Below are 19,491 nucleotides of genomic sequence, written 5' to 3'. Positions count from 1 at the left end.
GCGCAAACCAGGTACTGGTATTGTTATTGACTAGAAACGTGGCTGATTATTGCATTTAAACCCGGTGACTGTCTGCGTGATTTTTCAATCGACACAGCAGATGAGGTCACAAGGTCGATAACAAATTATGATATGTCGAAAAAATGGTCATTTCACAGTGAAAACTGATGAACGCACTGAATTTTATAAGTTAATTTAATGTTAATTAGTTGATCTTCCGTGGCGCTTAATCATGTTTTGCCGCTTCGTCTGAGCGAATTATGGGCCTTTCACGAGGAATTGAAGGTCATTATCCCGGTCAGAGGGCTGAATCGTTCCTGTTTTGCTGATAACCCGACAAATACTGTTTTTTGGCGCTAGATCACAAGCGCTATTTTCAGTACGTTATAGAGAGTTTGTTACTGTTTTATTTTTCCGGGGTAACCTATACCCCTGCGTGAAATTGCCTGCGCAATTCCACGTTAACTGACAAACCATCATCAAAAATACCGATGGAAGGGAACATTATGCGAATTGGCATACCAAAAGAACGGTTTACCAATGAAACCCGCGTAGCCGCGACGCCGAAAACGGTTGAGCAACTGCTGAAGTTGGGTTTCACCGTCGCGGTAGAGAGCGGCGCGGGTGGACTGGCGAGTTTTGACGATAAAGCTTTTGTAGAAGCGGGCGCGGAAATTGTCGACAGCAGCGCTGTCTGGCAATCAGAGATCATTCTGAAGGTTAACGCACCGGAAGATGAGGAAATTCCGTTACTCAATCCGGGCACCACGCTGGTCAGCTTTATCTGGCCTGCGCAGAATCCAGAGTTAATGCAAAAGCTCGCCGAGCGTAATGTGACGGTGATGGCAATGGATTCTGTACCGCGTATTTCACGTGCGCAGTCGCTGGATGCATTGAGCTCGATGGCAAACATCGCCGGTTATCGGGCGATCGTGGAAGCCGCGCACGAGTTTGGCCGCTTCTTTACCGGGCAGATCACCGCTGCGGGTAAAGTTCCTCCCGCCAAAGTGATGGTGATCGGGGCCGGTGTTGCTGGTCTGGCCGCCATTGGCGCAGCGAACAGCCTGGGCGCGATTGTGCGTGCCTTTGACACCCGTCCGGAAGTGAAAGAGCAGGTCCAGAGTATGGGCGCTGAATTCCTCGAACTGGATTTCAAAGAGGAAGCAGGCAGCGGCGACGGTTACGCCAAAGTGATGTCTGAAGCGTTTATCAAAGCGGAAATGGCGCTGTTTGCCGCGCAGGCAAAAGAGGTCGACATTATTGTCACCACCGCGCTGATTCCGGGTAAACCGGCACCGAAACTGATCACCCGTGAGATGGTTGACTCCATGAAGGCGGGCAGCGTGATTGTCGACCTGGCGGCGCAAAACGGCGGTAACTGTGAATATACGGTCGCCAATCAGGTCACGACCACGGCAAACGGCGTTAAGGTGATCGGTTATACCGACTTGCCAGGGCGTCTGCCGACACAGTCTTCACAACTGTACGGCACCAACCTTGTTAACCTGCTTAAACTGCTGTGCAAAGAGAAAGACGGCAATATCACCGTTGATTTCGACGACGTGGTCGTGCGCGGCGTCACGGTAGTGCGTGACGGCGAAATTACCTGGCCGGCGCCGCCGATTCAGGTATCTGCACAGCCGCAGGCCGCCGCGAAAGCCGCGCCGGCTGCAAAAGAGCCGGAAAAACCGGCATCGCCGTGGCGTAAATACGCGGTGATGGCGCTGGTGATCATTCTGTTCGGCTGGCTGGCAGACGTCGCGCCGAAAGAGTTCCTCGGTCACTTTACGGTGTTCGCACTGTCCTGCGTGGTGGGCTACTACGTGGTCTGGAACGTTTCTCATGCTCTGCATACGCCGCTGATGTCCGTGACCAACGCCATTTCAGGGATCATCGTGGTTGGCGCGTTATTGCAGATTGGCCAGGGCGGCTGGGTTAGCTTCCTGAGCTTCATCGCGGTCCTGATTGCCAGCATCAATATTTTCGGTGGCTTCACCGTGACTCAGCGCATGCTGAAAATGTTCCGGAAAAACTAAGGGGTAACACATGTCTGGAGGATTAGTTACAGCTGCATACATTGTTGCCGCGATCCTGTTTATTTTCAGTCTGGCGGGACTTTCAAAACATGAAACGTCTCAGCAGGGTAACAACTTCGGTATCGCCGGGATGGCGATTGCGCTGATTGCCACGATTTTTGGCCCGGATACTGGCAACGTTGCCTGGATCCTGGTGGCAATGATCATCGGCGGCGCGATTGGTATTCGTCTGGCGAAGAAAGTTGAAATGACCGAAATGCCGGAACTGGTGGCGATTCTGCACAGCTTCGTCGGTCTGGCTGCGGTACTGGTCGGCTTCAACAGCTATCTGTATCACGAAGCAGGCCTGGAGCCGATTCTGGTCAATATTCACCTGACCGAAGTGTTCCTGGGCATCTTCATCGGTGCGGTAACCTTCACTGGTTCGGTGGTGGCATTTGGTAAGCTGCGCGGCAAGATCTCTTCTAAACCGCTGATGCTGCCGAACCGTCACAAAATGAACCTCGCGGCGCTGGTGGTCTCTTTCCTGCTGCTGGTGGTTTTTGTCCGTACCGAAAGCGTTGGCCTGCAGGTTCTGGCGCTGCTGGTGATGACCATCATCGCGCTGGCGTTTGGCTGGCATCTGGTGGCGTCCATCGGCGGGGCGGATATGCCGGTCGTGGTCTCCATGCTGAACTCCTACTCTGGTTGGGCGGCAGCGGCGGCGGGCTTCATGCTGAGCAACGACCTGCTGATCGTAACCGGCGCGCTGGTCGGTTCGTCCGGTGCGATTCTGTCTTACATCATGTGTAAGGCGATGAACCGCTCGTTCATCAGCGTCATTGCAGGGGGCTTCGGTACCGATGGTACGGCGTCCAGTGGTGATGAAGAAGTGGGCGAACACCGTGAGATCAGTGCGGAAGAGACCGCGGATATGCTGAAAAACTCGCATACGGTGATCATCACCCCGGGCTACGGCATGGCGGTGGCGCAGGCACAGTATCCGGTCGCGGAAATTACCGAGAAGCTGCGCGCGCGCGGTATCAAGGTACGTTTCGGTATCCACCCGGTGGCAGGACGTCTGCCTGGCCACATGAACGTACTGTTGGCGGAAGCGAAAGTGCCTTACGACATCGTGCTGGAAATGGACGAGATCAACGATGATTTCGCTGATACCGACACCGTGCTGGTTATTGGCGCGAACGACACCGTGAACCCGGCGGCGCAGGACGATCCAAACAGTCCTATCGCCGGTATGCCGGTGCTGGAAGTGTGGAAAGCGCAGAACGTGATTGTCTTCAAACGTTCAATGAATACCGGCTACGCCGGTGTGCAGAACCCGCTGTTCTTCAAAGAGAACACTCATATGCTGTTTGGCGATGCCAAAGCCAGCGTGGATGCGATTCTGAAAGCGCTGTAATCCGTTGTTCTGTTGAAACGGCCTCTGCGGAGGCCGTTTTTACGTCGGTCACTTTTTGTTTGCATCGCCTAACAGAATGGCAATACTTTGCCCACCAACGGATTGTTCCAGCGCAATCTTGACGATAATAGTCAGCGGTACCGAAAGCAGCATCCCCACCGGCCCCAGCAGCCAGCCCCAGAAGATCAACGACAGGAACACCACCAGCGTAGAAAGCCCCAGGCCGCGTCCCATGATGCGTGGTTCAAGGATATTTCCGAACACCAGGTTGATGATCAGATAACCCGCCAGCACCACCAGCGCATCGTACAGGCCGCCAAACGCCAACACCTGAATGATGGGCGGGATCGCCGCCAGCACTGAACCAATGTTGGGAATGTAGTTGAGCGCAAAGGCCAACAGCCCCCAGATAAAGGCGAAACGAACGTCCAGCGCCGCCAGCATACCCCAGACCACCAGCCCGGTGACCAGACTGATTGCCGTTTTCAGCACCAGATAGTGCGATACGCTATCGATGGCGCGCTGAATGGCTGCCATCCCTTCGACCGGACGAACCATGATCTGCTGGAATTTCGTGGGGAGCTGCGGCACTTCCAGCAGCATAAAGACCACCGTCAGCAGCAGTAAAAAGATCGATGACATGGCATTGGTTAACTGCGCCAGTAAATTGGTGATCAGGGTCATCGCCGCGTTGGGATCGATGTACTTCACCATCTCATCCACCGAGACGCCAATACCTAAGCGGACCAGCCAGGGCTCGAGATTTTTCAACGGGATGACCAGTGAAGAACGATACTGGGGCAGGGTGCGCGCCAGTTCGTTGAGGGACGTACCCAGATAGGCCAGCAGTAACACCATCGCCATCACGATAATGATCACCAGCAGGGAGATCGCCAGTACGCGCGGAACGCGCAGTTTCACCATCCGCTGTACCAGCGGACTAAGGACGACGGCAATAAATAACGCCAGAATAAATGGCACAATAATATCCGCCGCAAAGCGGATACCGGTAAGAATGATCACCAGCATTCCCAGCATAATGACGATCTTAAGACCGTTCAGCGTGATGATTGGTTTTGCCATGGAGCGTCCTGTATTTTTCTGCTTGCCGCGTATAATAATGTGATTCGGGTCGAATCGTCCTGAGAAAAATCAAACGATTCGGGTAAAGAAGTGAAAAGGTTTTGAGTTAATTCCTGGCCTATGATACAAATCAGGCGTGTTCAACTACCGAGGACAATTATCATCCGCGATGACGAGAAGCAACACTGCGGATAATTGTAATATTATGGACAATATGTTCAGGACGTTTTTTTCTACACAAATTCTTCTTCGCACTTCCTCCTCTTTCTTGCTTGCAGGTGAGCAGCACTGGCGCAACGCGCTTTAGTCCCTTCTTCTGTTCGAGCTGACGCCATGCGTCTGGCTAACTGATTTTATTTTCTGGTTTGCTGCATCTGGCAAGCCCAAAGGATTATATTCTCAAGCAGGAGAAGCACCATGTTTTACTGGATTTTATTAGGTCTGGCGATTGCCGCTGAAATTACCGGCACATTGTCGATGAAATGGGCAAGCGTAAGCGATGGCAACAGCGGGTTTATTTTAATGCTGGTGATGATCGCCGCCTCGTATATTTTTCTCTCTTTTGCCGTTAAAAAAATCGCCCTCGGTGTGGCCTACGCATTGTGGGAAGGGATCGGCATTTTATTTATTACGCTGTTTAGCGTGCTGTTATTTGATGAGTCGCTGTCGGCCATGAAAATTGCCGGTCTGGCAACGCTGGTAGTGGGCATCGTGTTGATCAAATCCGGTACCCGCAAGTCGCGTCAGTCAGCGAAAGAGGTGACCCATGCAACAGTTTGAATGGGTTCACGCTGCCTGGTTAGGGATGGCGATCGTGCTGGAAATTATCGCCAACGTCTTTTTAAAATTCTCTGACGGCTTTCGTCGTAAATTGTACGGCATTCTCTCGCTGGTTGCGGTACTCGCCGCGTTCAGTGCGCTTTCACAGGCGGTAAAGGGCATTGACCTGTCCGTTGCCTACGCGCTGTGGGGGGGATTTGGTATCGCCGCGACGCTGGCTGCCGGATGGATACTGTTCGGGCAACGTCTGAATCATAAAGGCTGGATCGGCGTTGTGCTACTGCTGGCTGGTATGGTGATGATTAAACTGGCCTGATGTATCGCTGCCCGCGCTCGCGGGCAGCTCGATGCGCCTTATTGCTCCCCGGCCAGCGCATCCAGTTTTTCCCGAAATCCCGTCACCGAGATCGCCCGGTTATCTGCGCGCCAGCGATCTTTCGCCGCCGGGGCAGAACTCTGAACGCCGATTAACTGCCAGCCCGCCTCGGTTTTCAGCATCAGCGGTGAACCGCTGTCGCCCGGCAGCGTGTCACACTGGTGTGACAACACTGAATTCTGCGCCCAGCCGGTGACGATACAATCCTGATGAGAATAGAGCGTATCCAGATGATCTTCCGGATACCCCGACTGCGTGACCTTGCGTCCGGCCTCTTTGAGTGCGGCGGTCAGTGCCGCTTTATCACCCTCAAACAGCGGTAACGGCGTGATGCCGGAAGGGGGATAGCGCAGAACAATCAGGCCAAAGTCCCACGGCGCGGCTGCAGGCGGCACAATCCAGCCGTCGCCATCAGGCTTCAGACGTTTTCCAAGACCAGAATCCACCCGTCCTTCAATACCGTGAATTTCATAACGCCAGAGACCTTTTTTCGAAACAAAACGCAGGACGACGGCTTTATCCGGTTTCCCTTTTGGCGGCGTTAATAAGCAATGTCCGGCAGTGAGCGCCAGATGCGGGGAGATTAGCGTCGCGGTGCAGAGGTTACCGCTGGCGGTTTCCAGTTGTCCGATGGCATCCCACGGCGATTGGGTAGGATCGCTTACCGGCGCGCGATCGTCCTGACCAAAAAATAACGTTTTGACTTCACTGGTTCCGGTATCCGCGTCAGGCTTATCCGCATGCGCAATACCCGATGAAAAGCACAACGAACCCAGTAATACAGCAACGGTTTTACGCATATCACACTCTGTGTGGGTAATTATGATTATTAAAAGAGAACCCTCAGTAATTACTATAGACGTAACGGTGGGAAAGTGAGAGCAAAATCAGAGTACTACAATCAGGAAAGATAAAAGCGGGCGGCAATGAGCGCACATAAAATAAGCGAGATAAGGATGAACTCAAAGCGATAACGGCGCACCATGTTACCCTCCGAAAAAGACGGCGCTAAACCGGGAAAGCGTTCAGCGCCGTTGAAGAATGGCGCGAGGGGGCGCGCCAGTTTACCGATTCAGGACTTAAGCGGCCGGTTGAGTGGCAGGCTTAGCGGCTGGTTTTTGACTGTGTTTTTTGGTGTGCTTTTTAGCGGCTTGAGCTTTCTGTTCAGGCGCTTTCTGCTCAGTCGTGGCTTTGGCTTTTTTCGGGTGTTTTTTAGCGGCCTGCGCTTTTTGTTCTGGCGCTTTCTGGGTAGTCGCTTTGTGATGTTTTTTATGGTGCATGGTTTTTGCCGGAGCTGATTTCGCAACAGGCGCCGCAGCCGGTGCAGTTGATGTAGTGTCAGCCGCAAACGCAGCAGAAGACAGACCCATAGCAGCGGCAACAACCAGAGCTAATACTTTTTTCATTCTCATACCCTCGATTTGGTTTTTCATTCAACCCCACTGCGGGGCCGTTGAAATAACTATATCGCTGGGTGATGCGCGCTTCCGTGAGTCATTGGTTTCGGCGTGTAACGATATGTACAACGCCGGGCGCAGCGGCCCGGCGAGGGGGGTTACAGATAGCGAGCTTCAAGATGGGCGCGGAAATGACGGCTGCTTAATGCTTCTCCGGTGGCCTGAGTAATCAACTGCGCCGTGGTAAAGCGACTGCCGTGCTGCCAGATATTCTGTCGCAGCCAGTCAAACAAGGCGCTGAAATCGCCGCCGGCAATCTGCTGACTGAGACCTGGCAATGCGCGATTTGCAGCGCTGAACAACTGTGCGGCATACATTGCGCCCAGCGTATAAGAAGGGAAGTAACCAAACCCGCCGTCAGTCCAGTGAATATCCTGCATGCAGCCGTCGCGATAGTTCCCTTTTGTCGACAGTCCCAGCCAGGCCTGCATTTTTTCGTCCCACAGCGCCGGAATGTCGTCCACTTCGATATCGCCATTGATCAATGCTCGCTCAATTTCATAGCGCAGGATGACGTGCGCCGGATAGCTGACTTCATCGGCATCCACGCGGATAAAACCAGGTTTTACCCGCTGATTCCAGGCGATGAAGTTTTGCTCTTCAAAGGCGGCCTGATCGCCAAAATGACGCTTCACGGCAGGTAACAGTTGCCTTAAAAATGCATTGCTGCGACCTACCTGCATTTCAAAAAACAGGCTCTGGGATTCGTGGATTGCGGTGGAACGGGCAAGGGCGACGGGCTGACCCAACCCGTTACGCGGCAGGTTTTGCTCGTAGCGGGCATGGCCGGTTTCGTGGATCACGCCAAACAGGGCGCTGAGTAATTCGTTTTCGTCATAGCGCGTCGTGATTCGCACATCTTCCGGCACGCCGCCGCAGAATGGATGCGCGCTGATGTCGAGGCGACCGGCGTTAAAATCGAAACCGAGTACTGACATCGTCTCCAGCCCCAGTTCGCGCTGAACGGCAGTCGGGAAGGGGCCGACGGGGGCAATCAGCGACTGCTGCGACTGGCGGGCAACCACGCGGTTGAGCAGATCCGGCAGCCACGATTTGAGATCGGCAAACAGGCCATCCAACTGTGCGCTGGTCATTTCCGGCTCATAAATGTCCAGCAGCGCGTCATACGGCGTGCCGCCTTTGACTTGCGCACGCAGTCTGGCCTCTTCGCGGCTCAGTTTTACCACTTCCTTCAGATTCGCTGAAAATCCCTGCCAGTCGTTGGCGGGACGCTGGCTGCGCCAGGCGTGCTCGCAGCGACTTCCGGCGAGAGATTTGGCTTCTACCAACGACTCCGGCAACAACGCGGCCTGGGTATGCAGTCGCGTCATTTCCCGCAGATTGGCCTGTTCCACATCATTGAGATCCTCCTGGGCGGCAGCGGCAAGCCATTGCGCCACTTTCGGTTCGGTCAGGATTTGATGTTCCAGAACGCTCAGCTCCGCCAGCGCTGCGCCACGCGCCGCACTGCCGCCGGGCGGCATCATGGCGAACATATCCCAACTGGCGATAGCGGAGAGGTGTGAAAAACGAGAGAGTCGCAGGAAGATGCGTGTAACATCATGATAAGCTGATGATTTTTCCATTCTTGTTCTACCTTATCGTGTGGGGGCGTTCAGGGAGTTTAACTTATGTGGAAGTAGTCACTGTGAACAGTAAGACTGAAGTCACTACATCATAATACAACCAGGTGTATCAACAGTTTAATAAATACTTCTGGCTGAACGCCACCAGCAACCTTTACCAGCAGACATCAAATTTATGCAGAAGGAAAAACAAAGCAGTTAGTTTGCTAGGTACACAAAATATCTAATAAGTACTTGAGCGGTTACTCCAAAGAAGTAGCTTATCGTTAAGACATGAGAAGTATTTCAAATGATATCATCGTTAAAGATACCCATTACTGAATGCCTTAACACCAGAACTAATAAAAACTGGGGCGAATACTCATTCAGTACGTGATTTATATAAAAAGCATTCAGCACAATATTTAAAATTCATTTAACTCATTGATTTTTAATTGATTAGGCTGTGTTTTAATACAGTGTTTATATTATAACAATTTTTAAGGGAAGTTGTTATACTTCCCTTAATGTACATTTTGAGAAATTTGTAAACTATTCAATAGGCAAATTATGCTGTTTTAAGAAAGATAGCTTATCCCAGTAGCCTCTTTGAAATACAATTTTATTGTTTACTATTTGAAAAAAACCGCAACCTCTCAAACCTAATGGGTCACGCCACTCTAAAATTGCCCATTGTCCATCTTCGAAAATGTTTTCAACGATACAAACCATTTCTGGGATGGCAAAATCTTGTTCAAACATTTTCTTTATTGCCTCTTTCCCAATAACAGGATCATTGGCAACCTGATGGTTTATTGCATTATCATCATATAATTCAGAAATAATTTCTATATCTGCATTATTAAATGCGTCAACCCATTGGCAAAGTATTTCTTTTGGCGTCATATAATTTACCTCCAGTTTGTAAATGATCCCTTACTATAGAATACCATCAAAAACTTATCAATTTCAAAATTTTAAAACCAAAATCGAAATATATCAGTACCGTATTGTTAACATCTTGAATAATTGATCTACTTCACATCGCTTAGTAGCCAAAGCCCGGCAAACAGCGGTTTCTTTTGGTCTCTTAATGAATTTACTTATTAATGACTAACGGCGTACATATTCCAACTGGCGATAGCGGAGAGGTAAGAGAAGCGAGAGAGTCGCAGGAAGGTGCGGGTAAGTTGTTGATAGTTTTTGTTGTCCATGTAACCTCTTCGACGTTACAGGTGGGTTGAGTATCCCCACCATAATGGGTAGTTATGTTTATCGATAGCCTTTTTTATAGTAGCCAACGGGAACATCGTACCCGTCCAATAACAATAAACACACACAGCAAAATGAATCCACTCCACTGGGTTGTCTTTGCTCTTCTGGCACTGGATGCCGTCAGAGAATTGATGGGGTTTTCATCAATCTTAGGAATTTGGTAACCACTGTTGGTCGAGAGGCGAGAAGCCCGGTGAACCCGGGCTTTTCTTTCAGATTAGACGTGAAGACGGTGATGCAGTCGTGTGCCGACCAGAATAGCCAGTACCAGCATAATCGCGATAAATCCCCCGACGCCGTTCCAGCCATAGTTATGCCAGAACACACCGCCCAGCGTACCGGCGATACTGGATCCCAGATAGTAGCTGAACAGATACAGCGAAGAGGCCTGGCCTTTGGCGCGACGCGCGCGCGGCCCAATCCAGCTACTGGCCACCGAGTGCGCGCCAAAGAATCCGGCAGAGAAGAGCAGCATCCCGGCGAAAATCAGCCACAGCGAACTGAACAACGTCATTAACAGACCGAACAGCATCACGGCTGTGGAAAAGAGCATCACCGGACCGCGTCCGTAACGTACCGTCATCGAACCGGCCTTTGGCGAACTCCAGGTTCCGGTCAGATACGCGACGGAAAGCAAGCCGACCACCGCCTGACTGAGCTCCCACGGCGAAAGCATCAGACGATAGCCGATATAGTTAAACAGGGTGACAAATGACCCCATCAGCAGAAAACCTTCGGCAAACAGCAGCGGCAGTCCCTGGTCACGCCAGTGGAGTCGGAAGTTGATGAACAGCGTTTTGGGGCGCAGCGACGTGGGACGGAAATGGCGTGATTCCGGCAGAATTTTCCAGAACATCAGGGCCGAGGCCAGCGCGAAGCAGCCAATGGCAGCCAGCGCAATGCGCCAGCTAAAGAAATCGGTAAACACGCCGCTAATCAGACGTCCACTCATTCCGCCAATCGAGTTGCCGCTGATGTACAACCCCATTGAGAAAGCGACAAAGCTGGGGTGGATCTCCTCACTCAGATAAGTCATCCCGACCGCCGCCACGCCGCTGAGTGAAAGGCCAATCAGTGCGCGCATTATCAGAATGCCGTGCCAGCTGGTCATCATCGTCGAGAGCAACGTACAGCAGGAGGCGAGCAGCAACGCGGTCACCATCACCGGCTTGCGCCCGATAGCATCCGACAGCGGACCGGTAAACAGCAGGCCAACGGCTAACATTCCGGTAGAGATCGACAGTGAAATACTGCTGCTGGCGGGAGATACGCCAAACTCATGAGACAACACCGGCAGAATGGGCTGGACGCAGTACAGCAGGGCGAAAGTCGCCAGTCCGGCAGAAAAGAGCGCCAGCGTGACACGCATAAAGGCAGAAGTACCGCGTTGAATAAACTGAACCGGCTGAGAAATGCGTTGGTCGTCAATATCGCTCGCCGTCGCGTCATTGACTGTAGTAGTACGACTCACTGGAAATCCTTGCGCAACAAACCCGTGTTTTGAGGGGACGGGCATAACCTTGTTGATTAGAGTAGGAAAATCTCATTATTCTGTCTAATATATTAATAGTCTCAAATGATACTTTTAAAATATGAATATTGAACTGCGTCACCTTCGCTACTTTGTTGCCGTGGCGGAAGAACTGCATTTCGGACGCGCTGCGGCTCGTCTGAATATTTCGCAGCCGCCGCTGAGCCAGCAAATACAGATGCTTGAGCAGCAGGTCGGCGCGCGCCTGCTCGCGCGAACAAACCGCAGCGTCGCCCTGACTGCCGCCGGCAAGCAATTTCTCGCCGACAGTCGACAGATCCTCGGGCTGGTCAACGATGCCGCCGCCCGTGCGCAGCGTCTGCATCACGGGGAAGCTGGAGAACTGCGTATCGGTTTTACCTCGTCGGCACCGTTTATCCGCGCGGTGTCGGATACCCTGTCGCTGTTCCGCCAGTCATACCCGGACATGCATTTGCAGACCCGCGAGATGAATACCCGCGAACAGCTGGCGCCGCTGAGCGAAGGGGCGCTGGATCTGGGCCTGATGCGCAATACCCCCTTGCCAGAGAGCTTGCATCATGAGGTGATTTTGCATGAACCGTTGATGGCGATGATCCCCAGGGTTTTTCCGCTCTCGCAAAAGCCGGTGGTGACACTGGCTGAACTGGCGAAAGAGCCGTTTGTTTTCTTTGATCCGCACGTCGGAACCGGTCTCTACGACGATATCCTCGGCATGATGCGCCGTTACCAGTTGTCGCCGATGATTACCCAGGAGGTCGGTGAGGCGATGACGATCATTGGGCTGGTCGCTGCCGGCTTAGGGGTGTCGATCCTTCCGGCCTCATTTAAAAAAGTCCAGCTCAATGAGATGTGTTGGGTACCGATTGCAGAAGAGGACGCCGTTTCAGAAATGTGGCTGGTCTGGTCGGCGCATCATGAGCCGAGTCAGGCGGCGCTACGTTTTCGTCAGCAGTTAGTTCAGGCCGTCAGGGGCGCTTAAATTAATTTAATAACGGCTGAAAATGTGCAGTTAATCACACGGCTAAGTAAAAAGTTGACGTTGTGTATTGAAGTGCTTCACCATAGCCCACAGATTATTTCGGGGCGCGAAAATAAAGGGAGTCAGAGGTGGTTGCTGATAGTCAGCCTGGGCACATCGATCAAATAAAGCAGACCAATGCGGGCGCCGTTTATCGCCTGATTGATCAGCTGGGACCGGTATCGCGTATTGATCTTTCGCGTCTTGCGCAACTGGCACCCGCCAGTATCACGAAGATAGTGCGTGAAATGCTTGAAGCGCATCTGGTCCAGGAACTGGAAATTAAAGAAGCCGGCAGTCGCGGACGCCCGGCGGTGGGGCTGGTGGTGGAAACCGAAGCCTGGCACTATCTGTCACTTCGCATCAGTCGTGGAGAAATCTTTCTCGCCCTGCGCGATCTCAGCAGCAAACTGGTCGTGGAAGACTGTCTTGAACTGCCGCTTAACGATGAAACGCCGCTGTTGACGCGTATTGTCACGCTGGTCGATCAGTTTTTTATTCGTCATCAGCAGAAGCTCGAACGTCTGACCTCCATCGCCATTACCTTACCCGGCATTATCGATACCGAGAACGGGATCGTACATCGCATGCCGTTTTATGCCGATGTGAAAGAGATGCCGCTCGGCGATACGCTGGCGCAGCACACCGGCGTGCCGGTCTACATTCAGCATGATATCAGCGCCTGGACGATGGCGGAGGCGCTGTTTGGCGCGTCCCGCGGCGCGCGCGATGTCATTCAGGTGGTCATCGATCATAACGTTGGCGCCGGGGTGATTACCGACGGTCATTTACTGCATGCGGGTAGCAGCAGCCTGGTGGAGATTGGCCACACACAGGTCGATCCTTACGGAAAACGCTGTTACTGCGGCAACCACGGTTGTCTGGAAACTATCGCCAGCGTGGAAAGCGTGCTGGAGCTGGCGCAACTGCGACTGGCGCAATCCATGAGCTCTTCGCTTCACGGTCAGCCGTTGACGGTCGATTCGCTGTGTCAGGCGGCGCTACAGGGGGATTTGCTGGCAAAAGACATTATCAGCGGCGTGGGGACCCACGTTGGCCGTATCCTCGCCATTATGGTCAATCTGTTCAATCCGCAAAAAATCCTGATTGGATCGCCGCTCAGTAAAGCCGCAGACGTGCTGTTTCCGGCGATTGCGGACAGCATCCGCCAGCAGGCGCTACCGGCCTACAGCAAAAATATGGTCGTTGAGAGCACACAGTTCTCTAATCAGGGGACAATGGCGGGAGCGGCGCTGGTAAAAGACGCGATGTATAATGGTTCTTTGTTGATTCGTCTATTACAGGGTTAACATTTTTTAACTGTTCTACCAAAAATTGCGCTAACTCAAGCTGATTCGACCTGGCATACCTTAGACTTTCTCCACTGTATTATTTTCCTGGCTTATATTTTCGAAGCATAACGGTGGAGTTGGTGATGCTGAAGCGTTTCTTTATTACAGGTACAGACACTTCTGTTGGGAAGACGGTTGTTTCCCGCGCATTGCTACAAGCGTTAGCGTCGGGGGGTAAAAGCGTTGCGGGATATAAACCGGTTGCGAAGGGCAGCAAAGAGACGCCCGAAGGGTTGCGTAACCGGGATGCGCTGGTGCTGCAAAGCGTGTCGACGCTGGAATTACCCTATGAGGCGGTTAACCCCATCGCCCTGAGCGAAGATGAAAGTAGCGTAGCCCACAGCGGCCCGATCAATTACACCTTGCTCTCTAACGGGCTGGCTAGCCTGAGCGAAAAGGTTGATCACGTCGTGGTTGAAGGCACTGGCGGCTGGCGCAGTCTGATGAACGATCTGCGTCCACTGTCCGAATGGGTGGTGCAGGAGCAGTTACCGGTGTTGATGGTGGTCGGTATTCAGGAAGGTTGTATTAACCATGCGTTGCTGACGGCACAGGCGATCGCCAACGACGGTTTACCGCTGATCGGTTGGGTCGCTAACCGTATTAATCCGGGTCTGGCACATTACGCAGAGATTATTGATGTACTGAGCAAAAAACTGCCAGCACCGCTGATTGGCGAACTGCCGTATTTGCCGCGTGCCGAGCAGCGCGAACTCGGACAGTACATTCGCCTGTCAATGCTGGGTAGCGTGCTGTCGGTAGACAGAATCATGGCGTAACGTCCTCGACAGGACAGACGCAAGCACGCAGGCCATCAATAAACCGGGGAGCAGACGATACTCCCCGGTCATTTCACAAATCATCAATGCAGACATGACCGGCGCATGCGTCGTCGCCGCCAACAGCGTGGCCATTCCCGTCAAACCCAGTAGCAAGGTCATTTCATCCGCACCTGGCAGCCAGACGCCGCCGAGTCGCCCGAGCATCATGCCCATTGCCAGCCCGATAAACAGCGTCGGGGTAAACACACCGCCAGGCGCGCCCGAACCACTGCTGGCCAGTACCGCTAACAGTTTGCACAGAAAAATACCGGCAATGACCGACAACAGCGGGGGCGTGAGCAGAAAAGACTGCACCACGCTATAACCATTTCCCCACACCGTGGGCGTTTGCAAGGAAAGCAGACCGACCAGCAGACCACCGAGCGCCAGTTGCCACGGCGGGGCTAATTTCAGCCGCAGAAAACCGGTGTGGCTGGTGGACATTAACCACATCAGTAGTGGGCCGCAGAGCCCGGCAATCAGTCCGGTGCCGAGGAGCAGGCCGTACTGAGCATAGTGCAGTTGGGCGCTGAGATGCACCGTATAAAGGAGATCGTTACCGCCGCTTAAAAAACGGGTGGCGAGCAGAGCGACGACGGCGGAAATCACCACCGGGCCAAGCGAGGCTAGCATTAGCGTACCGAATAACACTTCAGCGATGAACAGACTGCCTGCCAGCGGGGCATGGTAGGCTCCGGCCATTCCGGCTGCCGCGCCGCAGGCGATCCATAACTTCCACTCCTCGCGCGGGGTAAACTTTTGCGCAAAGCAGGAGGCCGCCAGCGCGGCGAGTAAAATCATCGCCCCTTCGCGACCAATGGCGCTGCCGCTGGCGACCACCAGCAGCGAGGCAAGGGATTTGACAAGACTGGCGCCGTAATCAAACTGACCGTCAGTCTGTAGGGCTTCCATATAGTCGGTGGGCGCGTGTGGGTGTTGTTGGTGAGACTTTTGCCAGCCCCAGAGCAGCAAACCTGCCGCCAGTCCGCCCAGTGCCGGTGTCAGTACACGCCGCCAGGGGGCTAATCCTGTCGCGGCGTTGACCAGACTGCCGGAGTTATTACTCAGGAAGGTCCATTCCAGTAGCAGCATAGCGTGACGAAAGCCGGACACCGCCAGAGCGGCCAGCACACCAATCAGTGCGGCGATCAGCAGACGGCGGAACATTGCGCGTAAGTCAGGCCAGGAATGTAGACGGTGCATAGGCGGTTACATAGAGAGTCAGAAACCGCCTATTTTGCGGGGAAAGCTGCGGAGACGCAAAAGCTGTGCGTGCTAACTGCCTTCGTGAATGTTCAGCGCCCGGCGGGTACGTCCGGAGCTGAGATAATCGGCGATATAATCCTGTGAGATCTCACCGTTGTAACGTCCTTCCTCGTCAACGATCGGCATCCAGCTGGTATTACTTTCATACAGTTTGGAGAGCACAATGCGCAGGTTATCTTCGGCTTTACCGGTAATGCGGAAGGGATGAAGGATATCTGCGCAGGTGCCGGTGGCCTGGCGCGCCTCGCGACGTTTCACAAAGCCCAGCGGTTTTCCTTCACCATCCACCACCGTAATGGCGCGAATATCGTTGTCATCCATAATGCCAAAGGCTTCATTCAGCGACGTGGACGGCTGGGCAGTCAGCGTCGGCTGTTGATCGGTCACGTCGCCCGCCGAAACCAGCAGCAGACGCTTAAGCGTGCGGTCCTGACCAACGAACGACCCGACAAACTCGTTGGCCGGTTTGGCCAACAGTTCATCCGGGCTGGCGCACTGGACGATGCGTCCCTGACGGAACACGGCAATTCGATCGCCGAGCTTCAGCGCCTCATCGATATCATGGCTCACCAGCATGACGGTTTTTTTCAGCGCACGTTGCATCTCAAGGAACTGATTCTGAATCACTTCGCGGTTGATGGGATCGACGGCACCAAACGGTTCATCCATCAGCAGGACCGGCGGATCCGCCGCCAGAGCGCGAATCACGCCTATACGCTGCTGCTGACCGCCGGACATCTCTTTTGGATAGCGATGCAGAAACTTTTTGGCATCCATCGCCACCATCTCCATCAATTCTTCGGCGCGGCTTTTACAGCGGGCTTTGTCCCAGCCCAGCATGCGGGGGACGACCGTGATGTTCTCTTCAATCGTCATATTTGGAAACAGACCAATCTGCTGGATCACATAGCCAATATTACGGCGCAGGGTCACGGTATCCATCTCATTGGTATTTTCACCGTTTATCAAGATGTTGCCACTGCTCGGGGTAATCAGGCGGTTAATCATCTTCAGGGTGGTGGTCTTACCGCAGCCCGATGGCCCCAGCAGTACACACATTTCTCCCTCCGGCACGTTCAGATTAACGTTATCGACGGCCTTCAGCGGTTGACCATTTTTCTGTGAAAATTGTTTAGTGAGGTTTTCCAGTTTTATCATTATCGTATCCCCTTAGGTGTCAGAACGACTTGCAGGCGGTGTAACAGCCAGTCGAGCACAATCGCTAAAAGACAAATCATCAATGCGCCGGCAATCAGCATGCGAATGTCGCTGCCGCCGATGCCGTTCAGTAACAGTAATCCCAGGCCGCCTGCGCCAATCACCGCGGCAATCGCCATGACGCCGATATTCATGACCACGGCGGTGCGGATACCGCCGAAAATCACCGGTAATGCCATCGGGATCTCCACCCAGCGCAGGCGCTGCCAGAAGGTCATGCCAATCCCGCGACCCGCTTCGCGTAAGCCTGGCGGGATGCTGTCCAGCGCGGTATGGGTGTTACGCACAATAGGCAGCAGCGAGTAAAGAAACACGGCGGTAATGGCGGGCAGTGCGCCAATTCCGTGACCGATCAGCGAAAACAGGGGGATCATCAACCCGAACAGGGCGATGGAGGGAATCGTCAGCAGCAGCGTGGCGGCGCTTAACACCGGCGTTGCCAGCCATTTGTGGCGGACAATCAGGATCCCCAGCGGTACGCCAATCACAATCGCCAGCCCCACCGCCAGCGCCACCAGCCACAGATGCTGAAAGGTGAGAGTCGCCAGATAACCCGCGTTATCCATCATGTAGTGAATCGTATCCATATGCGCTCCTTACAGCAGGTTCTTTTGTTGCAGGAATTCACGAGCAACCTGCTGAGGTGACTGGTGATCGATATCGACCTTCGCATTCAGCGAACTGATCACGTCATTGTTCAACTGGGCCGAGAGGGTATTGAGCGCCTCAGCAAGTCCCGGATGGGCTTCCAGCGTATCTTTACGCACCACCGGCGTGACAGCGTAACTTGGGAAGAAGCCCTTATCATCTTCCAGCACTTTGAGATCAAAACCTTTCACACGGCCATCAGTGGTGTAGATAAGACCGGCGTCAACAAAGCCATCGCGTACGGCGTTGTAAACCAGTCCGGGGTCCATCTGGCGGATTTGCGGTCGGTCGAGATCCATCTGATAAGCCTGCTGCAACGGCTTCATTCCATCGCTACGCCCGGCAAATTCCAGGTCGAGACCCAACAGCCAGTTGTTGTCCGGATCGGTCTGGCGAATGTGTTCAATTTTCGCCACCATCTCCGACATGGTGTTGATGTTTTCCGCTTCGGCACGCTTGCGCTGCATGGCGAAGGCGTAGGTGTTGTTCATATCAGCCGGTTTCAGCCATACCAGTCCCAGTTTGGCATCAAGGCGTTTTACCGTGTCATACGACTCCTGCGGGCTCATGCGCTTATTGATGTGGTTGAAAATAATCAGTGAGGTGCCGGTGTATTCCCATGTCATATCAATCTGTTTATTGATCATTGCATTACGCGAGATCACCGTGGCGATATTGATCTGCGGCTGAACCTGAAATCCCTTTTTTTGCAGATACTGAACGGTCATTGCCGAGAGAATGTGCTGCTCGGTAAAGCTCTTGGTGGCGAGAATAATGGGGGCCGCCTGGGCCTGTGCGCTGATGAACAGCGCGGCGGCGAACCATCCCAGCCATTTTTTCTTGAGATTCATTTAGCGCTCCTTGTTCTTATCATTGTCATCAGGCCGTGTGCGGGCTCAGGGCACGCCCAAGCCAGGCGAGCAGACTGTCGAGGATCAGGGCGAAAAGCGCGGTGGCGGTCGCCCCCAGAATCAATGTCGGGAAGTCGTTAAGATAGATGCCAGGGAAAATCAGTTCGCCGTAGCTACTGGCGCCAATCAGGAACGCCAGCGGCGCGGTACCTACGTTGATCGCGGTGGCAATGCGGATCCCGGAAAGCATGACCGGCCAGGCGTTGGGAATTTCTACCTGACGCAACCGCTGCCATTTCGTCATACCGATGCCGTTTGCCGCTTCGATCAGCGATGACGGCACAGAACTCAATCCTGCGTAGGTGTTACGCACAATCGGCAGCAGCGACGCCAGAAACAGCGCAACAATGGCGGGCATGTCGCCAATGCCGATAATCACCATCGCCAGCGCGAGAACGGCCAGCGGGGGCAGCGTGTTGCCAATGTTGAAAATCTGCATGACATATTCGGCAATGCCGCGGGCGGCAGGGCGACTGAGCAAAATACCGCTTGGAATACCGACCAGCAGGGCAAAAAACATTGAGGTAAGGACTAAAATCAAGTGCTGTTGACCAAGATAAAGCAAATCAACCTGACGCGATTTGAGGGTATCGATGCCAATTCCCCATACCAGCAGCGCCAGTAGCAGAATGATGGCGATACTAAAGCCCAGCACGCGTTTTAACGTGGATGTGTGCATTGCAGTGTGTCTCCCTGTTTGCATGCGTTATGGCGGCGAAAAATCGTCGCATGTTGTTATGCCATGGTTCGGCAGGGTGTTTTGAGCTATAGCA

Annotated in this window: 20 protein-coding genes; 8 read left to right on the top strand and 12 right to left on the bottom strand. The window is 53.4% G+C overall.

Features of this window, described 5'->3' with window-relative positions; translation table 11 throughout:
- Window positions 1–506 precede the first annotated feature (506 nt).
- Together pntA and pntB are read left to right on the top strand one after the other, a co-directional pair.
- Window positions 507–2,036 (top strand): Re/Si-specific NAD(P)(+) transhydrogenase subunit alpha, encoded by a 1,530-nt coding sequence (gene pntA / locus WM46_RS07335; RefSeq protein ID WP_061077436.1) that lies wholly within the window; start codon window positions 507–509, stop codon window positions 2,034–2,036.
- Window positions 2,037–2,046: 10 nt separating this feature from the next.
- A complete protein-coding gene (pntB, locus tag WM46_RS07330) occupies window positions 2,047–3,435 on the top strand; it encodes a Re/Si-specific NAD(P)(+) transhydrogenase subunit beta (RefSeq protein ID WP_043000766.1) in 1,389 nt (462 codons plus the stop codon).
- Window positions 3,436–3,483: 48 nt separating this feature from the next.
- On the opposite strand, the gene WM46_RS07325 is transcribed toward pntB, so the two are convergent.
- Window positions 3,484–4,518, bottom strand: coding sequence for an AI-2E family transporter (locus WM46_RS07325; protein WP_102601870.1), 1,035 nt, complete (start codon window positions 4,516–4,518; stop codon window positions 3,484–3,486).
- Window positions 4,519–4,935: 417 nt separating this feature from the next.
- Between WM46_RS07325 and mdtJ the strand changes: the two genes are divergently transcribed.
- Together mdtJ and mdtI are read left to right on the top strand one after the other, a co-directional pair.
- Window positions 4,936–5,298, top strand: a complete 363-nt coding sequence (gene mdtJ, locus WM46_RS07315) for a multidrug/spermidine efflux SMR transporter subunit MdtJ (RefSeq protein ID WP_061077438.1) — start codon at window positions 4,936–4,938, stop codon at window positions 5,296–5,298.
- Window positions 5,285–5,614, top strand: a complete 330-nt coding sequence (mdtI, locus tag WM46_RS07310; RefSeq protein ID WP_043000763.1) for a multidrug/spermidine efflux SMR transporter subunit MdtI — start codon at window positions 5,285–5,287, stop codon at window positions 5,612–5,614. The genes mdtJ and mdtI overlap by 14 nt, the downstream gene beginning before the upstream one ends.
- A gap of 38 nt (window positions 5,615–5,652) precedes the next feature.
- Here mdtI and WM46_RS07305 read toward each other — a convergent pair whose 3' ends face one another.
- The 5 genes from WM46_RS07305 to WM46_RS07280 form a co-directional block, all read right to left on the bottom strand.
- Window positions 5,653–6,474 (bottom strand): trypsin-like serine peptidase, encoded by an 822-nt coding sequence (locus WM46_RS07305; protein WP_102601869.1) that lies wholly within the window; start codon window positions 6,472–6,474, stop codon window positions 5,653–5,655.
- Window positions 6,475–6,575: 101 nt separating this feature from the next.
- Window positions 6,576–6,659, bottom strand: coding sequence for a hypothetical protein (locus WM46_RS07300; RefSeq protein ID WP_102601868.1), 84 nt, complete (start codon window positions 6,657–6,659; stop codon window positions 6,576–6,578).
- A 94-nt stretch (window positions 6,660–6,753) separates the two neighbouring features.
- Entirely contained in the window at window positions 6,754–7,080 is a 327-nt protein-coding gene (gene asr / locus WM46_RS07295) for an acid resistance repetitive basic protein Asr (RefSeq protein ID WP_187394498.1), read from the bottom strand.
- Between the two features lie 149 nt (window positions 7,081–7,229).
- Window positions 7,230–8,717, bottom strand: a complete 1,488-nt coding sequence (locus WM46_RS07290; RefSeq protein WP_102601866.1) for a carboxypeptidase M32 — start codon at window positions 8,715–8,717, stop codon at window positions 7,230–7,232.
- A gap of 531 nt (window positions 8,718–9,248) precedes the next feature.
- Window positions 9,249–9,602 (bottom strand): ester cyclase, encoded by a 354-nt coding sequence (locus WM46_RS07280; RefSeq protein ID WP_061077442.1) that lies wholly within the window; start codon window positions 9,600–9,602, stop codon window positions 9,249–9,251.
- A gap of 362 nt (window positions 9,603–9,964) precedes the next feature.
- Between WM46_RS07280 and WM46_RS26820 the strand changes: the two genes are divergently transcribed.
- Window positions 9,965–10,135 (top strand): KPN_01571 family protein, encoded by a 171-nt coding sequence (locus tag WM46_RS26820; protein WP_222859965.1) that lies wholly within the window; start codon window positions 9,965–9,967, stop codon window positions 10,133–10,135.
- A gap of 53 nt (window positions 10,136–10,188) precedes the next feature.
- Here WM46_RS26820 and WM46_RS07275 read toward each other — a convergent pair whose 3' ends face one another.
- On the bottom strand, window positions 10,189–11,442 hold the full coding sequence (locus tag WM46_RS07275) for an MFS transporter (protein WP_061077443.1): 1,254 nt from the start codon (window positions 11,440–11,442) through the stop codon (window positions 10,189–10,191).
- Between the two features lie 121 nt (window positions 11,443–11,563).
- Between WM46_RS07275 and WM46_RS07270 the strand changes: the two genes are divergently transcribed.
- The 3 genes from WM46_RS07270 to bioD all read left to right on the top strand — a co-directional run bounded on the left by WM46_RS07270 (window position 11,564) and on the right by bioD (window position 14,633).
- Entirely contained in the window at window positions 11,564–12,463 is a 900-nt protein-coding gene (locus WM46_RS07270; protein ID WP_102601865.1) for a LysR family transcriptional regulator, read from the top strand.
- 128 nt (window positions 12,464–12,591) lie between these two features.
- Window positions 12,592–13,812 carry a sugar metabolism global transcriptional regulator Mlc gene (mlc, locus tag WM46_RS07265; RefSeq protein WP_102601864.1) on the top strand — a complete coding sequence of 407 codons (1,221 nt, stop codon included), beginning with the start codon at window positions 12,592–12,594 and terminating at the stop codon, window positions 13,810–13,812.
- A 125-nt stretch (window positions 13,813–13,937) separates the two neighbouring features.
- Window positions 13,938–14,633, top strand: a complete 696-nt coding sequence (gene bioD / locus WM46_RS07260) for a dethiobiotin synthase (RefSeq protein WP_094465417.1) — start codon at window positions 13,938–13,940, stop codon at window positions 14,631–14,633.
- Here the strand turns inward: bioD and clcB are convergent.
- From clcB to osmY, 5 genes are all read right to left on the bottom strand, one after another.
- Entirely contained in the window at window positions 14,589–15,878 is a 1,290-nt protein-coding gene (clcB, locus tag WM46_RS07255; RefSeq protein WP_102601863.1) for a voltage-gated ClC-type chloride channel ClcB, read from the bottom strand. The two genes, bioD and clcB, sit on opposite strands and share 45 nt — an antisense overlap.
- 72 nt (window positions 15,879–15,950) lie before the next feature.
- Window positions 15,951–17,099 carry an osmoprotectant ABC transporter ATP-binding protein OsmV gene (osmV, locus tag WM46_RS07250; RefSeq protein ID WP_102601862.1) on the bottom strand — a complete coding sequence of 383 codons (1,149 nt, stop codon included), beginning with the start codon at window positions 17,097–17,099 and terminating at the stop codon, window positions 15,951–15,953.
- Window positions 17,099–17,746, bottom strand: a complete 648-nt coding sequence (osmW, locus tag WM46_RS07245; RefSeq protein ID WP_061077448.1) for an osmoprotectant ABC transporter permease OsmW — start codon at window positions 17,744–17,746, stop codon at window positions 17,099–17,101. Before osmW ends, osmV begins: the two co-directional genes overlap by 1 nt.
- Before the next feature lie 9 nt (window positions 17,747–17,755).
- Window positions 17,756–18,658 (bottom strand): osmoprotectant ABC transporter substrate-binding protein OsmX, encoded by a 903-nt coding sequence (gene osmX, locus WM46_RS07240; protein WP_102601861.1) that lies wholly within the window; start codon window positions 18,656–18,658, stop codon window positions 17,756–17,758.
- 28 nt (window positions 18,659–18,686) lie between these two features.
- Window positions 18,687–19,397 (bottom strand): osmoprotectant ABC transporter permease OsmY, encoded by a 711-nt coding sequence (osmY, locus tag WM46_RS07235; RefSeq protein WP_061077450.1) that lies wholly within the window; start codon window positions 19,395–19,397, stop codon window positions 18,687–18,689.
- Window positions 19,398–19,491: the final 94 nt, after the last annotated feature.

The organism is Citrobacter freundii complex sp. CFNIH2 (assembly GCF_002880615.1).
Lineage (GTDB): Bacteria > Pseudomonadota > Gammaproteobacteria > Enterobacterales > Enterobacteriaceae > Citrobacter_A > Citrobacter_A amalonaticus_F.
This window is presented reverse-complemented; position numbering and strand designations above follow the sequence as displayed.